At 70.6% G+C, this 15,793-nt stretch carries 16 protein-coding genes; 9 read left to right on the forward strand and 7 right to left on the reverse strand.

The features are described from left to right. Positions 1-67 precede the first annotated feature (67 nt). Positions 68-1,246 (reverse strand): alpha/beta hydrolase, encoded by a 1,179-nt coding sequence (locus AB0I51_RS15490; RefSeq protein ID WP_362975221.1) that lies wholly within the window; start codon positions 1,244-1,246, stop codon positions 68-70. Between the two features lie 256 nt (positions 1,247-1,502). Here AB0I51_RS15490 and AB0I51_RS15495 point away from each other — a divergent pair, with 256 nt between their 5' ends. The 4 genes from AB0I51_RS15495 to AB0I51_RS15510 all read left to right on the forward strand — a co-directional run bounded on the left by AB0I51_RS15495 (position 1,503) and on the right by AB0I51_RS15510 (position 3,387). Continuing rightward, positions 1,503-1,721, forward strand: coding sequence for a hypothetical protein (locus tag AB0I51_RS15495; protein WP_362975223.1), 219 nt, complete (start codon positions 1,503-1,505; stop codon positions 1,719-1,721). A 212-nt stretch (positions 1,722-1,933) separates the two neighbouring features. Then, the gene (locus tag AB0I51_RS15500; protein WP_200714443.1) at positions 1,934-2,578 is read left to right on the forward strand and encodes a TetR/AcrR family transcriptional regulator; all 645 of its coding nucleotides are present in this window, start codon (positions 1,934-1,936) and stop codon (positions 2,576-2,578) included. 143 nt (positions 2,579-2,721) lie between these two features. Further along, positions 2,722-2,949 carry a DUF3107 domain-containing protein gene (locus tag AB0I51_RS15505; RefSeq protein WP_019072095.1) on the forward strand — a complete coding sequence of 76 codons (228 nt, stop codon included), beginning with the start codon at positions 2,722-2,724 and terminating at the stop codon, positions 2,947-2,949. 168 nt (positions 2,950-3,117) lie between these two features. Next, positions 3,118-3,387: a hypothetical protein gene (locus AB0I51_RS15510; protein WP_362975609.1), complete on the forward strand. Its 270-nt coding sequence runs from the start codon at positions 3,118-3,120 to the stop codon at positions 3,385-3,387. On the opposite strand, the gene AB0I51_RS15515 is transcribed toward AB0I51_RS15510, so the two are convergent. Continuing rightward, on the reverse strand, positions 3,388-4,125 hold the full coding sequence (locus AB0I51_RS15515) for a ferritin-like fold-containing protein (RefSeq protein ID WP_362975226.1): 738 nt from the start codon (positions 4,123-4,125) through the stop codon (positions 3,388-3,390). It lies immediately after the preceding gene. A gap of 480 nt (positions 4,126-4,605) precedes the next feature. Between AB0I51_RS15515 and AB0I51_RS15520 the strand changes: the two genes are divergently transcribed. Then, entirely contained in the window at positions 4,606-7,356 is a 2,751-nt protein-coding gene (locus AB0I51_RS15520; protein WP_362975228.1) for a DEAD/DEAH box helicase, read from the forward strand. Between the two features lie 157 nt (positions 7,357-7,513). Beyond that, on the forward strand, positions 7,514-8,392 hold the full coding sequence (locus AB0I51_RS15525; RefSeq protein ID WP_362975230.1) for an alpha/beta hydrolase: 879 nt from the start codon (positions 7,514-7,516) through the stop codon (positions 8,390-8,392). 4 nt (positions 8,393-8,396) lie between these two features. Here AB0I51_RS15525 and AB0I51_RS15530 read toward each other — a convergent pair whose 3' ends face one another. Continuing rightward, the gene (locus tag AB0I51_RS15530; RefSeq protein ID WP_093629010.1) at positions 8,397-9,290 is read right to left on the reverse strand and encodes an NYN domain-containing protein; all 894 of its coding nucleotides are present in this window, start codon (positions 9,288-9,290) and stop codon (positions 8,397-8,399) included. 196 nt (positions 9,291-9,486) lie between these two features. Here AB0I51_RS15530 and AB0I51_RS15535 point away from each other — a divergent pair, with 196 nt between their 5' ends. Continuing rightward, positions 9,487-9,639, forward strand: coding sequence for a hypothetical protein (locus AB0I51_RS15535; RefSeq protein WP_019058373.1), 153 nt, complete (start codon positions 9,487-9,489; stop codon positions 9,637-9,639). Positions 9,640-9,738: 99 nt separating this feature from the next. Here the strand turns inward: AB0I51_RS15535 and AB0I51_RS15540 are convergent, their stop codons facing one another. The 3 genes from AB0I51_RS15540 to AB0I51_RS15550 form a co-directional block, all read right to left on the reverse strand. Continuing rightward, positions 9,739-10,344, reverse strand: a complete 606-nt coding sequence (locus AB0I51_RS15540) for a MarC family protein (protein ID WP_200714438.1) — start codon at positions 10,342-10,344, stop codon at positions 9,739-9,741. Between the two features lie 54 nt (positions 10,345-10,398). After that, entirely contained in the window at positions 10,399-11,256 is an 858-nt protein-coding gene (locus AB0I51_RS15545) for a PHP domain-containing protein (RefSeq protein ID WP_362975233.1), read from the reverse strand. A 173-nt stretch (positions 11,257-11,429) separates the two neighbouring features. After that, complete coding sequence (locus AB0I51_RS15550) at positions 11,430-12,071, reverse strand: DUF6758 family protein (RefSeq protein WP_026179063.1); 642 nt, start codon at positions 12,069-12,071, stop codon at positions 11,430-11,432. A gap of 148 nt (positions 12,072-12,219) precedes the next feature. Between AB0I51_RS15550 and AB0I51_RS15555 the strand changes: the two genes are divergently transcribed. Then, complete coding sequence (locus AB0I51_RS15555) at positions 12,220-13,497, forward strand: MFS transporter (RefSeq protein WP_362975235.1); 1,278 nt, start codon at positions 12,220-12,222, stop codon at positions 13,495-13,497. Positions 13,498-13,539: 42 nt separating this feature from the next. On the opposite strand, the gene AB0I51_RS15560 is transcribed toward AB0I51_RS15555, so the two are convergent. Further along, on the reverse strand, positions 13,540-14,136 hold the full coding sequence (locus AB0I51_RS15560) for a suppressor of fused domain protein (RefSeq protein ID WP_362975237.1): 597 nt from the start codon (positions 14,134-14,136) through the stop codon (positions 13,540-13,542). Between the two features lie 523 nt (positions 14,137-14,659). Between AB0I51_RS15560 and AB0I51_RS15565 the strand changes: the two genes are divergently transcribed. Beyond that, a complete protein-coding gene (locus tag AB0I51_RS15565) occupies positions 14,660-15,778 on the forward strand; it encodes a magnesium and cobalt transport protein CorA (RefSeq protein WP_362975239.1) in 1,119 nt (372 codons plus the stop codon). Positions 15,779-15,793: the final 15 nt, after the last annotated feature.

The following is a 15,793-nucleotide window of genomic DNA, read 5'->3' on the forward strand; positions in this document are numbered from 1 at the left end:
TGCCTCCGTCCGCGGAGTCACCCTTGGTAGTGGATTTACGGCGACTATGGCGTCCCACGTCGCCTCCTCAACTCCCCGCGTTCGTATCGTCGCCCTTGCCGTCACCCGTGGCAGCACCGCCGCCCTCGCTCACCGTACTCACCGAACCGGCGTCACGGACCCCCCGCGCACCACTCCGTCCCCCTCGGCCACCGCGGCCCACCGCTTCCGCGTCGACCGTCCGGCGCTCCGTCACCGCACCCACGCCCTCACCGGTACCAGAACGGGCTCCGGCACTAATCTCCGTCCCCAACTCCCCCGCGTCCGCGAGCAGTTCATTAAACGCCGAGGCCACGATCCCCGGGTACTCCATCATCGCGACATGCCCGGCGTCCGGCAGGGACAGCAGTCGGGAGTCGCGGAAGGCGCGGGCGGCCCGCTGGGCCATGCGGTAGCCGACCAGTTGGTCGCGGCGGCCGTAGACGAGGAGGGTCGGGGCGAGGACGCGTTCGGCCTGGCGCCAGAGGCCGTGCTGGCCGCCCAGGGTGTACGCGTTCACGACGCCCCGGGAGGAACGGGCCATCACGTCCCAGAAGTACGGCAGTTGGAGCCGCCGCTCCAGTTCCTCGACGGCGTGGCGGAACTCCTCCGGCGTCACCTGGCCGGGATCGCCGTAGCAGAGGGCCATGACGCCGCGGACGCGCTGTTCGGCCGTCCATTCCCTGCTGACGCGGGTGAACAGCGAGGCCACGCCGGGTACGCCGAGCAGCGCCGTCGGGACCGCCGTGCGCTGGACGCGGAGTTCCGGGAGAGCCGGGGAGACCAGGGTGAGCGTGCGGACGAGGTCCGGGCGTACCGCGGCCACCCGGGTCGTGATCGCGCCGCCCAGGGAGTTGCCGACGAGGTGCACCGGGCCGCGTCCGGCCGCGTCGAGGTAGCGGATGACCGCGCGCGCGTGCCCCGTGACGGAGTAGTCGCCGTCGTCCGGCGGCGGGGAGTCGCCGAAGCCCGGCAGGTCGAGGGCCTCACTGTCGACCACGCCGTCGAGCTCGGCCATGAGCAGCGACCAGTTCTGCGAGGAACCGCCGAGCCCATGGACGCACAGCGCGGGCGGGAGTCCTTCGCGCTCCGGTGGCCTCGACCGCACCGTGAGGGTGATCCCCGGCAGCCGGACCGACCTGAGCCGCTCGCCGTCGCCGACTCTGACGGGCGCCACTTTGGGGAGCACGGAGGCGACCGACACGGAGGGCAGCTCTGTCGAAGACATGCGGCAATGTTACGAGACGATCACGCCGTGGTTCATGTGTTCGCCGTCACAGACAACGAACGGGCCGGGAGCGGACGACGGCGAACCGGCAGGGGACCGGCAGGGGACCGGCAGGGGACCGGCAGCGGGGCGGGCAACCTGGCGATTTCCCCTCTCATCGCATGGCGTCCGGGTCGGGTGTCTCCTAGGCTCGTACACAGGGCACCCGCATGTGGCCCCCTGCTTCGCCAGGGACGTACTAGGAAGGGAGCCCCTCATGACCGTCGATCCCACCGATCCCGAGACCTTCGAGGACGAGAACGGCGCCACCGAACTCGACGTCGAGGCTCCGGAGGACGACGCCGCCGAGCAGTTGGCCGAGGTGACGGCGGGCCGCGAGGATCCGCTGACCGAGGTGGACCCGGACTCCGCGAACGAGGCCGACGTCATCGAACAGGCCCAGGTCGTCTCCATCGACGAGGACGACTATCGCTGACCGCCCCGCGGTCACCACCGCCCCCGCCTCCCCCGGGAGCGCGCAGCGGACCGCGCCCCTGTGCCCGCTCCATCCCCTTTCGAAACACTTTGCGCGACTTCCGTCGCTGTCCGGTCCGTGAAATTCTGCGCTCGCAGCGCGCACACCACGGTTACCGAAAAGTACGATGGCGGCGCGGCGCTCACCGCATGAGGACGACATTGGGAGGCGGCGTGACAGCCATCGAGCAGACAGAGGCGGCACGCCCGCGGGGCACCCGCCTGCCGCGCCGTGCCCGACGGAACCAGCTCCTGGGCGCCGCCCAGGAGGTCTTCGTCGCGCAGGGGTACCACGCGGCCGCGATGGACGACATCGCCGAGCGCGCCGGCGTCAGCAAGCCGGTGCTCTACCAGCACTTCCCCGGCAAGCTCGACCTCTACCTGGCCCTCCTCGACCAGCACTGCGAGTCACTGATCCAGGCGGTACAGACCGCGCTTGCGTCGACGTCCGACAACAAGCAGCGCGTCCGGGCCACGATGGACGCGTACTTCGCCTACGTCGAGGACGACGGCGGCGCCTTCCGGCTGGTCTTCGAGTCGGACCTGACGAACGAGCCCGCCGTGCGCGAGCGCGTCGACAAGGTGACGAACGAATGCGCCGTGGCGATCTGCGACGTCATCGCCGAGGACACCGGCCTCTCGCGGGCCGAGTCGATGCTCCTGGCCTCCGGTCTGGGCGGCCTCGCGCAGGTCGTCGCCCGCTCCTGGCTGCACAGCGACCGCAGTGTCCCGCGCGACCAGGCGGTCCAGCTGCTGGCCTCGCTGGCCTGGCGCGGCATCGCCGGTTTCCCGCTGCACGGGAGCGAACAGCACCACTGACCCGCGGGCTCCCCTTTTGTTCCCGTCCGGTGTTCGCTCCTGGCGTTCCCGGCGCGGAACATCTACGTCCTCTCACCGGGCTAGTGTGTGCTGCGTACGGCGCGGAAGATCGCGCACTTTGCTGACCGTCGGAGGGACATAGCGTGGAGGTCAAGATCGGCGTGCTGCACACGCCTCGCGAGATCGTTCTGGAGACCGGTCAGAGCGCCGAGGAGGTCGAGCAGGCCGTGGCCGAGGCACTGACCGGGAAGGCTCCGCTGCTGAGCCTCGTGGACGAGCACGGCCGCAAGGTCCTCGTCCCCGCCGACCGGCTCGCCTATGTCGAGCTCGGTGAGGCGGCCCCGCGCAAGGTGGGCTTCGGAGCGCTGTAGCCACGGACAGACGAGGGGGCCCGGTGACCGGAACGGCCACCGGGCCCCCTCGCGTTTCCATCACAGATGGAGCACAAGTCGCCCACAGGGGAGGATTGCATTCCGCAGGTCACGGGTATGACCGGCTACGACAGCAGTACGCAGGCCGACCGTGGGAGGGACCCCGTGATGATCCTGGAAGCGCTCGGCTCCGCCGTGCTGGGTCTGCTGCTCGCATGGGCGGCCACCCACCGGCTCGCGGACCGTCTTCCGGCCCGCACCCTGGTCTTCTCCACCGGTGTCGCCGGAGCCCTTTTCGGCGACTTCGTCACGCACAGCGCGCTGGGCCCCGGCAGTGGCCTGCCCAGCCTGCTCGGCGCGGCGGTCGTCTCGGCCGCCTCGCTCTCCCTGCTCGTCCGACCGTCAAGACGACTCCGGGGGCGATCCGCGCCGGCGTGACTAGGCGGCGAGCCCCAGGGCCGCCATCCGCTTGGTGTGCGCCTCGGTGATCCGGGAGAACATCCGGCCCACCTCCGCGAGGTCGAAGCCGTCCGCCACCCCGCCCACGAGCATCGTCGACAGCGCGTCCCGGTCGGCGACCACCCGCTGGGACTGCGACAGCGCCTCACCCATCAACCGCCGTGCCCACAGGGCGAGTCGGCCTCCCACGCGCGGGTCCGCGTCGATCGCCGCGCGCACCTTCTCCACGGCGAAACTGGCGTGCCCGGTGTCGTCGAGAACGCCGACCACCAGCGAGCGGGAGTCCTTGTCGAGGCGGGCCGCGACCTCGCGGTAGAAGTCGCTGGCGATCGAGTCTCCGACGTAGGCCTTGACGAGCCCTTCCAGCCAGTCCGAGGGAGCCGTCTGCTTGTGGAAGCCGTCGAGCGCGGCGACGAACGGCTGCATCGCCTCGGTCGGCTCGGCCCCGATCTCCGTCAGTCGGTCCCTGAGCTGTTCGAAGTGGTGGAACTCGGCCGACGCCATCTTCGCGAGTTCCGCCTTGTCCGCGAGCGTCGGCGCCAGCTTGGCGTCCTCCGCGAGCCGCTCGAACGCCGCCAGCTCGCCGTACGCGAGCGCGCCGAGCAGGTCCACGACCGCGTTGCGGTACTGCGGGTCGGCGGCGGCCGTGGCCCAGTCCTGGGCGGCGACTCCGGTGGGTTCGGCGGGTGCGTCGGAGGCATTGTCAGCGGTCGTCATGAAGCGCACAATAGCCCGCTCACCGCACAGCGGAAGGCCCTGGTCAATCAGTGTGACGACGACTACGTGACCAAATCGGCCAACGCATATGCGTGATTCCAGGGTATGGTGGTAATGCGCCCGCCGAGTATTCGCCGGGCCGCACGAATGAGGATGCCCGGTCGGTGGCCCGATCGGCTCCGACCCGACAGCCCTCCTCGCCCGTACGGCACGTTGCGTACGAAGTTCGGAGGGGGACCCTCAGCGGTTCGAGCGCTAGAGCGTCGGCAGTGGTCCCGTGCCTCACGGTTTGCCCTCACGGGTTGTCCGTAAGGCAGCCGACGTCCCCGGCACGGTCCTGACACGACCCCCGCGCTCGCCTCGCACCGCGCACACAGAAGAGGCAGCACCCTGACTACTTTCCGAGAGCTCGGAATTCTTCCCGAGACCGCTGAGGCCCTTGAGGCCGTCGGTATCGTCTCCCCCTTCCCGATCCAGGAGATGACGCTTCCCGTCGCCCTTTCCGGCACGGACGTCATCGGCCAGGCCAAGACCGGCACCGGCAAGACGCTGGGCTTCGGCCTCCCGCTCCTGGAGCGCGTCACCGTCCCCGCCGACGTCGAGGCCGGCCGCGCCAAGCCCGAGCAGCTGACCGACGCCCCGCAGGCGCTCGTCGTCGTCCCCACCCGCGAGCTGTGCACCCAGGTCACGAACGACCTGCTGACCGCGGGCAAGGTGCGCAACGTGCGCGTCCTCGCCATCTACGGCGGCCGGGCCTACGAGCCGCAGGTCGAGGCGCTCCGCAAGGGCGTCGACGTCGTCGTCGGCACCCCGGGGCGACTGCTGGACCTCGCGGGCCAGAAGAAGCTCGACCTCAAGCACATCCGGTCCCTCGTCCTCGACGAGGCCGACGAGATGCTCGACCTGGGCTTCCTGCCCGACGTCGAGAAGATCATCAACTTCCTGCCGGCCCGCCGCCAGACGATGCTGTTCTCGGCAACCATGCCGGGCGCGGTCATCGGTCTCGCCCGCCGCTACATGACGCAGCCCACGCACATCCGCGCCACCTCGCCGGACGACGAGGGCAAGACGGTCGCGAACACCGCGCAGTTCGTCTACCGCGCGCACAACATGGACAAGCCCGAGCTCGTCGCCCGCATCCTGCAGGCCGAGGGCCGTGGCCTGGTCATGGTCTTCTGCCGCACCAAGCGCACCGCGGCCGACCTCGCCGACCAGCTCCAGCAGCGCGGCTTCGCCTCCGGCGCGGTCCACGGCGACCTCGGCCAGGGCGCCCGCGAGCAGGCGCTGCGCGCGTTCCGCAACGGCAAGGTCGACGTGCTCGTCTGCACCGACGTCGCCGCCCGCGGCATCGACGTCGAGGGCGTCACGCACGTCATCAACTACCAGTCCCCCGAGGACGAGAAGACCTACCTGCACCGCATCGGCCGTACGGGCCGCGCGGGCGCCAAGGGCATCGCGGTCACCCTCGTCGACTGGGACGACATCCCGCGCTGGCAGCTCATCAACAAGGCGCTGGACCTCAAGTTCAACGACCCGCCGGAGACGTACTCCACCTCCCCGCACTTCTTCGAGGAACTGAACATCCCCGCGGGCACCAAGGGTGTCCTGCCCCGCTCGGAGCGCACCCGCGCCGGGCTGGCCGCGGAGGAGGTCGAGGACCTCGGCGAGACCGGCGGTCGTGGCGGTCCGCGTGGCCGTGGCGGTCGTGACGGCGGCAGAGGCGGTCGTGACAGCGGCCGAGGCGGACGTGACGGCGGCCGGGACAACCGGAACGAGTCCCGCACCGGTGCCGCTTCCGGTCCCGTCGACGCCGAGCGTCCGGCGCGCACCCCGCGCCGCCGCCGTCGTACGCGCAACGGCGCCCCGATGGAAGGGACTTCGGCCGCTACGGCCGTGACGTCCACGCCGGAGGAGACCGCACTGGCCGCCTCCGAGGAGACGGCGACCCGTACTCCGCGCCGCCGTCGCCGCACTCGCAACGGAGCGACGGGAGAGCAGCTGCCGGCCACGGCAGTCACCTCCGCCGCCGCACCCGAGGCGGCGGAGAGCGCCGTGGCGACGGCCGAGGGCCCCGCCCTGGACGCCCCCGCGCCGGCGCGCCGCCGCCGTACCCGCAAGTCCGCGGAGTCCTCGGAGTCGGCTGTCGCGACGGCCGAGACCGTGGCCGCCGAGACGCCGGTGGCCGAGGCCCCGGTGGCCGAGGAGACTAAGCCGCGCCGCCGGACCCGTAAGGCCGTAGCGGCCACGGAGCCGGTCGAGGCCGTCGCGGTGGCCACTACGGAGACTGCCGCTGTGGCCGCCGTCGACACGGCCGAGGCCGTCGAGACCAAGCCGCGTCGCACCCGGACCCGGAAGACCGCGGCTCCGGCCGAGGGCGTCGCCGTCGACACGGCCGAGGGCACGGACGCCAAGCCGCGCCGCCGCGCCGCGACCAGCAAGGCCGTCGCCGACATCCCGGCCCAGCTCGCCGAGGAGTCCGAGGCCAAGCCCCGTCGCCGTACGACGCGCAAGACCGCCGAGGCCCCGGTCGCGACGGAGCCGACGGTCACGGCGGAGGCCAAGCCTCGTCGGACCCGGAAGGCCGCGGTCGCCACCGAGGCCGCCGAAGCCGTCCTGGACACGGCGGAGGCCGTCGAGACCAAGCCGCGCCGTACCCGCAAGGTCGCCGCCGCTCCGGTGGCCGCCGAGGCGCCGGAAGCCGTAGCGGTCACGGCCGAGGTCAAGCCGCGCCGGACGCGGAAGGCCGCGGTCGCCGCCGAAGCCGTCCTGGACACGGTCGAGGCCGTCGAGGCGAAGCCCCGTCGGACCCGCAAGACGGCCGTCGCTCCGGTAGCAGCCGAAGCATCGGAGGCCGCCGAGGTCAAGCCGCGCCGGACGCGCAAGACGGCTGCCGCCGCGGTCGCCACCGAGGCGCCCGAGGTCGTCGAGACCAAGCCGCGCACCACGCGGACCCGGAAGACCGCGGCTCCGGCCGAGGTCGTCGCCGTCGACACGGCCGAGGGCACGGACGCCAAGCCGCGCCGCCGCGCCGCGACCAGCAAGGCCGTCGCCGACATCCCGGCCCAGCTCGCCGAGGAGTCCGAGGCCAAGCCCCGTCGCCGTACGACGCGCAAGACCGCCGAGGCCCCGGTCGCGACGGAGCCCGAGGCAGCCGAGGCGAAGCCTAGGGTGCGCCGTCCCCGCAAGGCCGCGGCGACAGCGTCGACGGCGACGGAGACCGGCGAGAGCTGACCGGCCCCCGAGTGACACAACACCGAACGGCCCGGCCCACTCCACGTGGGCCGGGCCGTCGGCGTTCCCCCTCCGCTCGCCGCTCCCGCTCCCCCGTTAACCCCGGTTACACCCTCCCGTCCCCATCCCGCTCAGCTCGGCCGGATAACCTCGGCCCATGAGTAGGCCCCCCTCCTTCGTCCCGCCCCCCGGTGCTCGCGCGTACCCGCTGCGGACCGGTCGCGGTGAGTTCGCCGTCGTGGATGCGCCCGTGGCCGGCGGTGTCGAGCCGAGGGGGGTCGCCCTGTTGCTGCCGGGATTCACCGGGAGCAAGGAGGACTTCAACCCCTTGCATGTGGCGCTCGGTGCGCGCGGGTATCGGACGGTCGCCGTGGACGGACGGGGGCAGTACGAGACGGACGGGCCCCGGGACGACGAATCCGCCTACGCCCAGGACGAGTTGGCGCGGGACGTGCTCGCGCTGGCCGAGGCGGTCGGCGCGCCGGTGCATCTGCTCGGGCACTCTCTCGGCGGACAGGTCGCGCGGGCCGCCGTGCTCCTGGACCACGCGCCGTTCGTGTCGCTGACGCTCATGGCGTCGGGGCCCGCGCAGATCTCGGCGTCCCAGCAGGATCGGGTGAAGCTGTTGCGGGACGCGCTGGCCGTGATGTCGATGGCGGAGGTGTGGGACGCGATCCAGTCGATGGAGGCGCCCGAGGAGACCGAGACCGGTGGCGCGCTGGACGAGGGACTGGACGACCGGGACGATCTGCGCCGCCGTTGGCTGGGCACCAAGCCGGCCCAGCTCCTCGCCACGGGACGCCAGTTGTGTGTCGAGCCGGACCGGGTCGCCGAGCTGGCCGCCGTCCCGCTGCCGGTGCACGTCCTGTCGGGTTCACGCGACGACACCTGGCCGGTGCCGCTCCTCGACGACATGGCCGTACGGCTGAAGGCGCGGCGGACGGTCATCGCGCGGGCCGAGCACTCGCCGAACACGGACCAGCCGGCCGCGACGGCCCGGGCCATCGCCGACTTCTGGGACACGCCCGTCCGGTAGGCGATCAGTACTGCGTCTGCAGGTGCTCCCAGAACCCGTCCCGCAGCGACCGCCGCAGGTCGGACTGCCCGCGCAGGGAGTACTGCAGCAGCCCCTCCGCCTCCACCAGCAGATCCTGGTCGACCGAACCGGGCAGGTACGGATGCCCGGGCAGCAGTTCCACCAGCGCCTCCCGTCCCCGCGCGGCGAGCCACTTCGCGGCGATCTGCGCGCCCACGAAGCGGACGTCGTCGCGGGTGGGCCGGGTGGCGGCGGCCTCGTAGACGGCGGCCGTGCGCCGGGAGACGTAGGGCTTGAAGAAGTCGAGGTCGAAGGTGCGCTGGCTGTCGACCTCCCAGAGGAGCGGCTCGGCCTGGTTGCGGCCCTCGGGGGCCTCGATGCCCCACAAGTGGACGCGGGCGCCGTACCCTTGGGCCGCCTCGACCGCCGACACCAGGTCCTCGTCGCCGCCGATGAGGGCCGCGTCGCTGATGGCGCGGTGCCGGGCGAGGGACTCCAGGTCGGAGCGGATGAGTGAATCGACGCCCTTCTGCTGGTTGTTGGCGTTGAGATTGCCCAACCGCACCTTCACGTCCGGGAGTTCGGCGATGGCCTGCTGCTCGGCGGTGTGGATGCGGCGCCGGGCGCCGTCGTACCAGTAGACGCGCAGCAGTCGGCTGTCCGCGAAGATCGTGCGGGCCTTGTCGATGAGCGCCTCGATGAGGCCCTCGGTGTCGAGGTCGAAGGTGCGCCGGTCCTCGGTCCCGGAGACGAGCCGGCCCGCGGCTGCATACAAATACCCGGCGTCGACGAAGATCGCATGCGTCGAGGGCGTCTTCGCCACTTCGGCGAGCATGCGCTGCAGCAGTTCGTTCGTGCGGTCGATGCGGGCACTGAGGGCCGCGAGGTCGTCGTTCATCGCCTCCATTGTCCCGGCGGTCACGCTGCGAACACAACCGGTCCCGGTCAGTCTCGTGCCGATCTCTTACCGGTCAGTAATTAGGCGTTCGAAAAATTTCCTTAGCGTAGGGAATGTTTGTAACACGCATCCCGTTGACTACATCAGTACCCAAGTAGTTCTCCTCAGGAGGATGACCAGACGAAGGGAGAAGCCAATGCGCTTCGAAATCATGCGTCTTGACGAGGTCGACGGCACCACCGTGGACAGCACCGTCGTGGACGCCGCCTCCGTCAATCGGATCGTGCAACAGGCCGCCGCCATAGGACAGCGACTGTGGATCCGCCCCGCCGAGACCAAGGCCTCGTAACACCTACGACATTTGCCCCGCACCGAAGACGGAACGCGACCAGACTTCAGAACCCCCGTACGGCACCGACGCCGTACGGGGGTTCTGCGTTCACCGGCCTCAGCTCGCGCGGATCACCTGGGTGATCCCGTTGATGATCTGCTGCACGGCGATGGCCGACAGCATCATCCCCGCGAGCCGCGTGACGAGGACTACCCCGCCGTCCTTGATGACCCGGATGATCAGCAGCGAGTACCGCATCACCACCCACAGCACGGCATGGATGGCGAGGATCGCCGCCCACACCGACACCTGCGTGGCCACACTGTCGGCCTTCTGCACGGCGAGGATGACGGACACGATCGCACCGGGCCCGGCGAGCAGCGGCATGCCCAGCGGTACGAGGGCGACGTTGACGTCCTTGGTCTGTTTCGGCTCGTCGGTCTTGCCGGTGAGCAGGTCGAGCGCGATCAGCAGGAGCAGCAGCCCGCCCGCGATCATCAGCGCGGGCACGGAGACATGCAGGTAGTCGAGGATCTGGTGCCCGAGCAGCCCGAAGACGGTGATGACCCCGCCGGCCACGCAGACGGCCTGGAACGCCATCCGCTTCTGCACCTTGGCAGGCCGTCCGGCGGTCAGCGCGAGAAAGATCGGGGTGATCCCCGGGGGATCCATGATGACAAAAAGGGTCAGGAAGAGAGAGCCGAAGACGGCGACGTCGAACATGGGTGAGCCACAAGCCTTGCTGAGAAGAGGTGAGCGGGGAGGACGCGGGCGGGGTCAGACTCCGCCGGCCCCCGGCACCGGGAACGCACCGGTCGCGCGCCGCGTGATCTCGCCGTAGACCTCGGGATCGGTCGTGTACTCACCGAGCTGCACGGACTTGCGGCTCCCGTGGTAGTCGCTGGACCCGGTGACGAGCAGCCCGAGCTCCTTCGCCAGCCCGCGCAGCCGCACCCGTGTCTCGGCGTCGTGGTCCATGTGGTCGACCTCGATGCCGTCGAGCCCGGCCGCGGCCATCTCGGCGATGGCGGACTCGGGCACTGTGCGTCCCCGCTTGCTGGCCCCCGGGTGCGCGAAGACGGTGACCCCGCCCGCGCCCTTGACCAGCCGGATCGCCTCGAACGGATCGGTCTCGTGCTTCGCCACATGGGCCCGGCCGCCGTCGCCCAGCCAGTCCGCGGTGAAGGCGTCGTTCACGGTCGGTACGACACCCAGCTCGACCAGCGCGGTGGCGACGTGCGGCCGCCCGACCGACCCGTCACCGGCGATCCGCGCGACCTGTTCCCAGGTCACCGGCACACCCAGCCCCTGGAGCCGCTCCACCATGGCCCGGGCCCGCGGCACCCGGTCGTCCCGCACCAGCTCCCGCTCGGCGAGCAGCGCCGGCTCCTCGGGATCGAAGAGATAGGCCAGCATGTGCATCGAGATCCCGTCGATCCGACAGGACATCTCGGCCCCGGTGACCAGCGTGATCCCGGCAGGCAGGGCGTCGATCGCCTCGCCGTACCCACGGCTGGTGTCGTGATCGGTCAGCCCGACGACGTCCAGCCCGGCAGCGGCGGCATTCCGCACCAGTTCGGCGGGCGAGTCCGTACCGTCGGAGGCCGTGGAGTGGGTGTGCAGATCAATACGCACGCGCAAGCTCCAGACGGCGACGGTTCAACAAGGGACCACTCAAGGGTAACGGCATCCCAAGGGCCCCTTCGAACACGCCGAGCCGCGACCCCCAAGGGGCGCGGGGAACTGCGCGACAAGCCCCCACGCACCCGCACCCGCCCCACAACCGACCGAGATACCCCCTTGGGCGCCTACGGCTCCAGCAAGCGCGGCGACAACGCGCCACAGGGCACCAGGTCCACTTCCGCCCCCGCATCCCGCAAATCCGTGAGCACCAGCTCGTCGTACATCAACAACCCCGACTGCTCGGGCCAGACAACGGCCCACAGCCACAACCCCAACGCCTCACCGGCGAAAACGGCCCGATCATCCGGCGCCGTAGCCACATGCCACAAGGGCGTGGGCCGCCCGGCCGCCAGCAGCTTCGCCTGCGGCGGCTTCTCGACGCTCATGTAAGGCCCCGGATCGGGCCCGTCGATCCCGGCATACCGCGCCCCGAGCCCGACCCCCAGCTCCTCCGCGACGAGGATCAGCTCACCCATCCCACCGAGCGGCCCGGGCCCGGAGCACGCGACAGCCGTCGCACGACCCCCGCTCCGGTCGTCCCCCGCGCACGCCACGCCCGTGAACAGCCAGCCGACCGGCAGGGGCCACGGCATCCACACGGGCACCTGCGTGCGATGCACGACGACACTGAGGGCCTCGACGCTGGGCGGGATCACGGGCTGCACCGGATGCACCGTGCCATGGACATCGCACTGCCAGGAATCGGCGAAGAGTCCGGGAGCCCTGACCCGGCCACCACACTTCGGGCAACTGGGTTCGCCCCTCATAGGGCCCCACGGTCCTACCCTCGCACCCACACGTCAAGGACGATCACCCGTCCGGACGGGACCACTCACCGAGCGAAACTAGATGCATCTTGCATTTATTACCTTGCCTAACTTACTATGTGCATACACCAACTACTTGGGAGGAAGCATGGACGGGACGGACGACCCCTTCGACAGCGGAGCCGGCACAGGCAGCCTGCTGCGCCAGCCGAAGGCCGTATGGGCCACCGCCGGCGCCTCGGTCGTCGCCTTCATGGGCATCGGGCTCGTCGACCCGATCCTGCCGTCGATAGCCAAGGGCCTGGACGCCACCGCCGGCCAGGTCTCCCTGCTCTTCACCTCGTACTTCCTGATCACCGCCGTCGCGATGCTGGTGACCGGCTTCGTCTCCAGCCGGATCGGCGGCAAGAGGACCCTGCTGCTCGGCCTCGCCCTCGTCGTGGTCTTCGCCGGCCTCGCCGGCACCTCGGGCTCGGTCGGCGAACTCGTCGGCTTCCGGGCCGGCTGGGGCCTCGGCAACGCGCTCTTCGTCTCGACGGCCCTCGCGGTGATCGTCGGCGCGGCGGCCGGCGGCAGCGCCGCCGCGATCCTGCTCTACGAGTCCGCCCTCGGCCTCGGCATGGCCTGCGGCCCGCTGGTCGGCGCCCTGCTGGGCAACCAGAGCTGGCGCTACCCCTTCTTCGGCACCGCGTTCCTGATGGCGATCGGCTTCCTGTGCATCACGGCGTTCCTGAAGGAACAGCCCAAGCCCGCACGGAAGACCTCGCTGCTGGACCCGCTCAGGGCGCTCGGCCACGGCGGTCTGGCCTCCGCGGCCGTCTCGTCCTTCTTCTACAACTACACGTTCTTCACCGTGCTGGCCTTCACCCCGTTCGTGCTGAACATGACCCCCTACAAGTCGGGGGCCGTGTTCTTCGCCTGGGGTGTGCTGCTCGCCGTCTTCTCCGTGTTCGTCGCCCCGCGCCTGCAGTCCCGGTTCGGCTCCCTGAAGGTGCTCGGCGGTTCACTGGTGCTGCTCGCCGTCGACGTGCTCGTCCTCGGCTACGGCAGCCACACCACCGCCGTCGTCTGCACGATCCTGTCCGGCGCCTTCATCGGCGTGAACAACACCGTCTACACCGAGCTGGCCCTCGGCGTCTCGGACGCGCCGCGCCCGGTGGCGAGCGCCGGCTACAACTTCGTCCGCTGGTTCGCCGCGGCCGCCGCGCCGTTCTTCGCGCCGAAGATCGAGGGCTGGACCGACATCCACGTCCCGTTCGTGGTCGCCGCCGTCACCGCGGCGCTGGGCGCGCTGGTGGTCGTCGTACGACGGAACGCGCTCACGCTCCCCCACTCTCAACTACGTTCGAGCGGGGGGACCCTCATCGCCGAGGTGCTGGAGCCGAGGCACGCGACGGAGGACGGTGTCGCGGTGTTCGCCAACTAGCCGAATCCCGGCCGCCGTTGGTGAGCTTGCTCACTCCGGCTGTCAGTCGAGCGGGACGGATGTGCGGGACGGATCCCGCAGGTCCGTCCCGTTCGTCAGCCAGCGCTCCTGGAGGGCCTGGGCGCCGTGGACGCGTTTCCAGGCGGCCTCGTTCGGGGTCATCGGGAGCAGCGGCAGGAAGCGGACCGGGTCGAGGAGCGCGTCGAGTTCCAGGTCCTCGACCAGACCGCCCGGCTCGGCGACCAGCACCGAGGTGAAGGGGGCGCCGGGCCACAGCGGCTCGCCCACGTCGAGCGAGGCGCCGGGGGCCACGACCACGCCCTCGACCTGCGGGGACGCGGCGAGTACAGCGAGCGGGCGGAGCACCTTGTCGGTGTCGGCGAGGCCGCCGCGCACGGACAGGACCAGCTCCGCGCGGGGGCCCGCGACCGGGTCGGCGAGCATCGCCGTGGGGTCGCTCATGGGCTGTGCGGACATGCCGAGCGTGGCGTAGCGGACGATGCCGCCCTCCTGACCGGTGTCCTGGAAACGCAGTACCTCGACGCGGTCCGTGCCCAGGAAGGTGACCGCCGCGCGCGCGTCCGGTTCGCCCAGCGCGGTGCGCAACCGTGCCTCGACCAGAGCAAGAACATCAACCATGCGGGGAGCATAGAACTCGTCAGTACCGGGCAAAGCAGCGCCTTGACACTTCGGCCTGCTGATACTCTGGGCCGGTCGTTCGGGCAGCACGCAGATGGGGGTACCTCCCAGGCTTTGGGCACTGGGGGAGTCGCGATCAAGTCCGACGCCGTTGAGACTCCCCTACGGGGGACCGGCCGGAGGAGGTGGGGCTGCAATGGACCGAAGTCGACCTGGCAGTACCACCCGCTCTTCCGGCCGCTGATGTCGTCGCTCTGGCTCTAGCCCCTCCAGCCGGCTGCCGCCGCTCGCACTTCTTCACTGTCGCGGAAGAGCACTTCGTTTCCTTTTCCTGATCTGCCTGATCTGTTCGATCTGTCTGTTCCGAAGTCAGTGCCTGTATCAGTAGCGAAACTCGCCACCGCGACGGTGCGGTGCTCCCCGCTTTGTGGACGTGCCAAACATCCGCACACAGGACGTCCCCATTCCGGTCAGTTCCAACCGTCGTTGGCGCCTTTCGTTGCTCGTCGCGAAGGAGCCCGCCATGTCGATGATCCGCGACCTGCGTGCCGTGGTCCGCCCGTCCCGCCCCTCCCTGCGCAAGGACGGCGGCGCGTACGACACCACGCGTGACCCCGGCACCCCGTCGGCCGTCGTCGACTGCGCCGTCTACCGCGACGGAGCCCGCGTCGACACCGGCAAGCCGCTCACCCCGCACGAGGCGATGCGCCAGGTGAGGCGCGACGGCGGCTTCGTGTGGATCGGGCTGCACGAGCCGACCGAGGCCGAATTCGCCGGTATCGCCGGGGAGTTCGGACTCCACCCGCTCGCCGTCGAGGACGCGGTGCAGGCCCACCAGCGGCCCAAGCTGGAGCGCTACGACGACTCCCTGTTCACTGTCTTCAAGACCATCCACTACGTCGAGCACGACCAGCTCACCGCCAACAGCGAGGTGGTGGAGACCGGCGAGGTCATGTGCTTCACCGGGCGGGACTTCTTCATCACCGTCCGGCACGGCGGCCAGGGTTCGCTGCGGGCGCTGCGGCACCGGCTGCAGGACGACCCCGAGCTGCTCGCCCGCGGTCCCTCGGCGGTGCTGCACGCGATCGCCGACCACGTCGTCGACGGCTATGTCGCGGTCGCGGACGCGGTGCAGGACGACATCGACGAGGTCGAGACCGAGGTGTTCACGCCTGGCCGCAAGGGCGGGGTCTCGCGCGGTGTCGACTCGGCGCGGATCTACCAACTCAAGCGCGAGGTACTGGAGTTCAAGCGCGCGGTGTCGCCGCTGCTGCGTCCCATGCAGCTGCTGAGCGAGCGGCCGATGCGGCTGATCGACCCCGACATCCAGAAGTACTTCCGCGATGTCGCCGACCACCTCGCCCGGGTCCAGGAGCAGGTCATCGGCTTCGACGAGCTGCTGAACTCGATCCTCCAGGCCAACCTCGCGCAGGCGTCCGTCGCCCAGAACGAGGACATGCGGAAGATCACCGCGTGGGCCGCGATCATCGCCGTACCGACGATGGTGACCGGTGTATACGGCATGAACTTCGAGCACATGCCGGAGCTGCACGCGCGGTACGGGTATCCGGTGGTGCTCGCCTTCACGGTGACGGTCTGTCTGGCGATCCACCGCACGCTGAAGCGCAACGGCTGGCTGTGAGCGGCCTGGATAGGC

It is taken from the genome of Streptomyces sp. NPDC050549 (assembly GCF_040655035.1).
Lineage (GTDB): Bacteria > Actinomycetota > Actinomycetes > Streptomycetales > Streptomycetaceae > Streptomyces.

Coding starts and splice junctions, on each gene's coding strand:
- AB0I51_RS15555 (WP_362975235.1), top strand. CDS start 12,220: ATGGACGGGACGGACGACCCCTTCGACAGCGGAGCCGGCACAGGCAGC.
- AB0I51_RS15530 (WP_093629010.1), bottom strand. CDS start 9,290: ATGAACGACGACCTCGCGGCCCTCAGTGCCCGCATCGACCGCACGAAC.
- AB0I51_RS15550 (WP_026179063.1), bottom strand. CDS start 12,071: ATGAGGGGCGAACCCAGTTGCCCGAAGTGTGGTGGCCGGGTCAGGGCT.
- AB0I51_RS15565 (WP_362975239.1), top strand. CDS start 14,660: ATGTCGATGATCCGCGACCTGCGTGCCGTGGTCCGCCCGTCCCGCCCC.
- AB0I51_RS15490 (WP_362975221.1), bottom strand. CDS start 1,246: ATGTCTTCGACAGAGCTGCCCTCCGTGTCGGTCGCCTCCGTGCTCCCC.
- AB0I51_RS15535 (WP_019058373.1), top strand. CDS start 9,487: ATGCGCTTCGAAATCATGCGTCTTGACGAGGTCGACGGCACCACCGTG.
- AB0I51_RS15510 (WP_362975609.1), top strand. CDS start 3,118: ATGATCCTGGAAGCGCTCGGCTCCGCCGTGCTGGGTCTGCTGCTCGCA.
- AB0I51_RS15560 (WP_362975237.1), bottom strand. CDS start 14,136: ATGGTTGATGTTCTTGCTCTGGTCGAGGCACGGTTGCGCACCGCGCTG.
- AB0I51_RS15520 (WP_362975228.1), top strand. CDS start 4,606: ATGACGCTTCCCGTCGCCCTTTCCGGCACGGACGTCATCGGCCAGGCC.
- AB0I51_RS15495 (WP_362975223.1), top strand. CDS start 1,503: ATGACCGTCGATCCCACCGATCCCGAGACCTTCGAGGACGAGAACGGC.
- AB0I51_RS15540 (WP_200714438.1), bottom strand. CDS start 10,344: ATGTTCGACGTCGCCGTCTTCGGCTCTCTCTTCCTGACCCTTTTTGTC.
- AB0I51_RS15515 (WP_362975226.1), bottom strand. CDS start 4,125: ATGACGACCGCTGACAATGCCTCCGACGCACCCGCCGAACCCACCGGA.
- AB0I51_RS15525 (WP_362975230.1), top strand. CDS start 7,514: ATGAGTAGGCCCCCCTCCTTCGTCCCGCCCCCCGGTGCTCGCGCGTAC.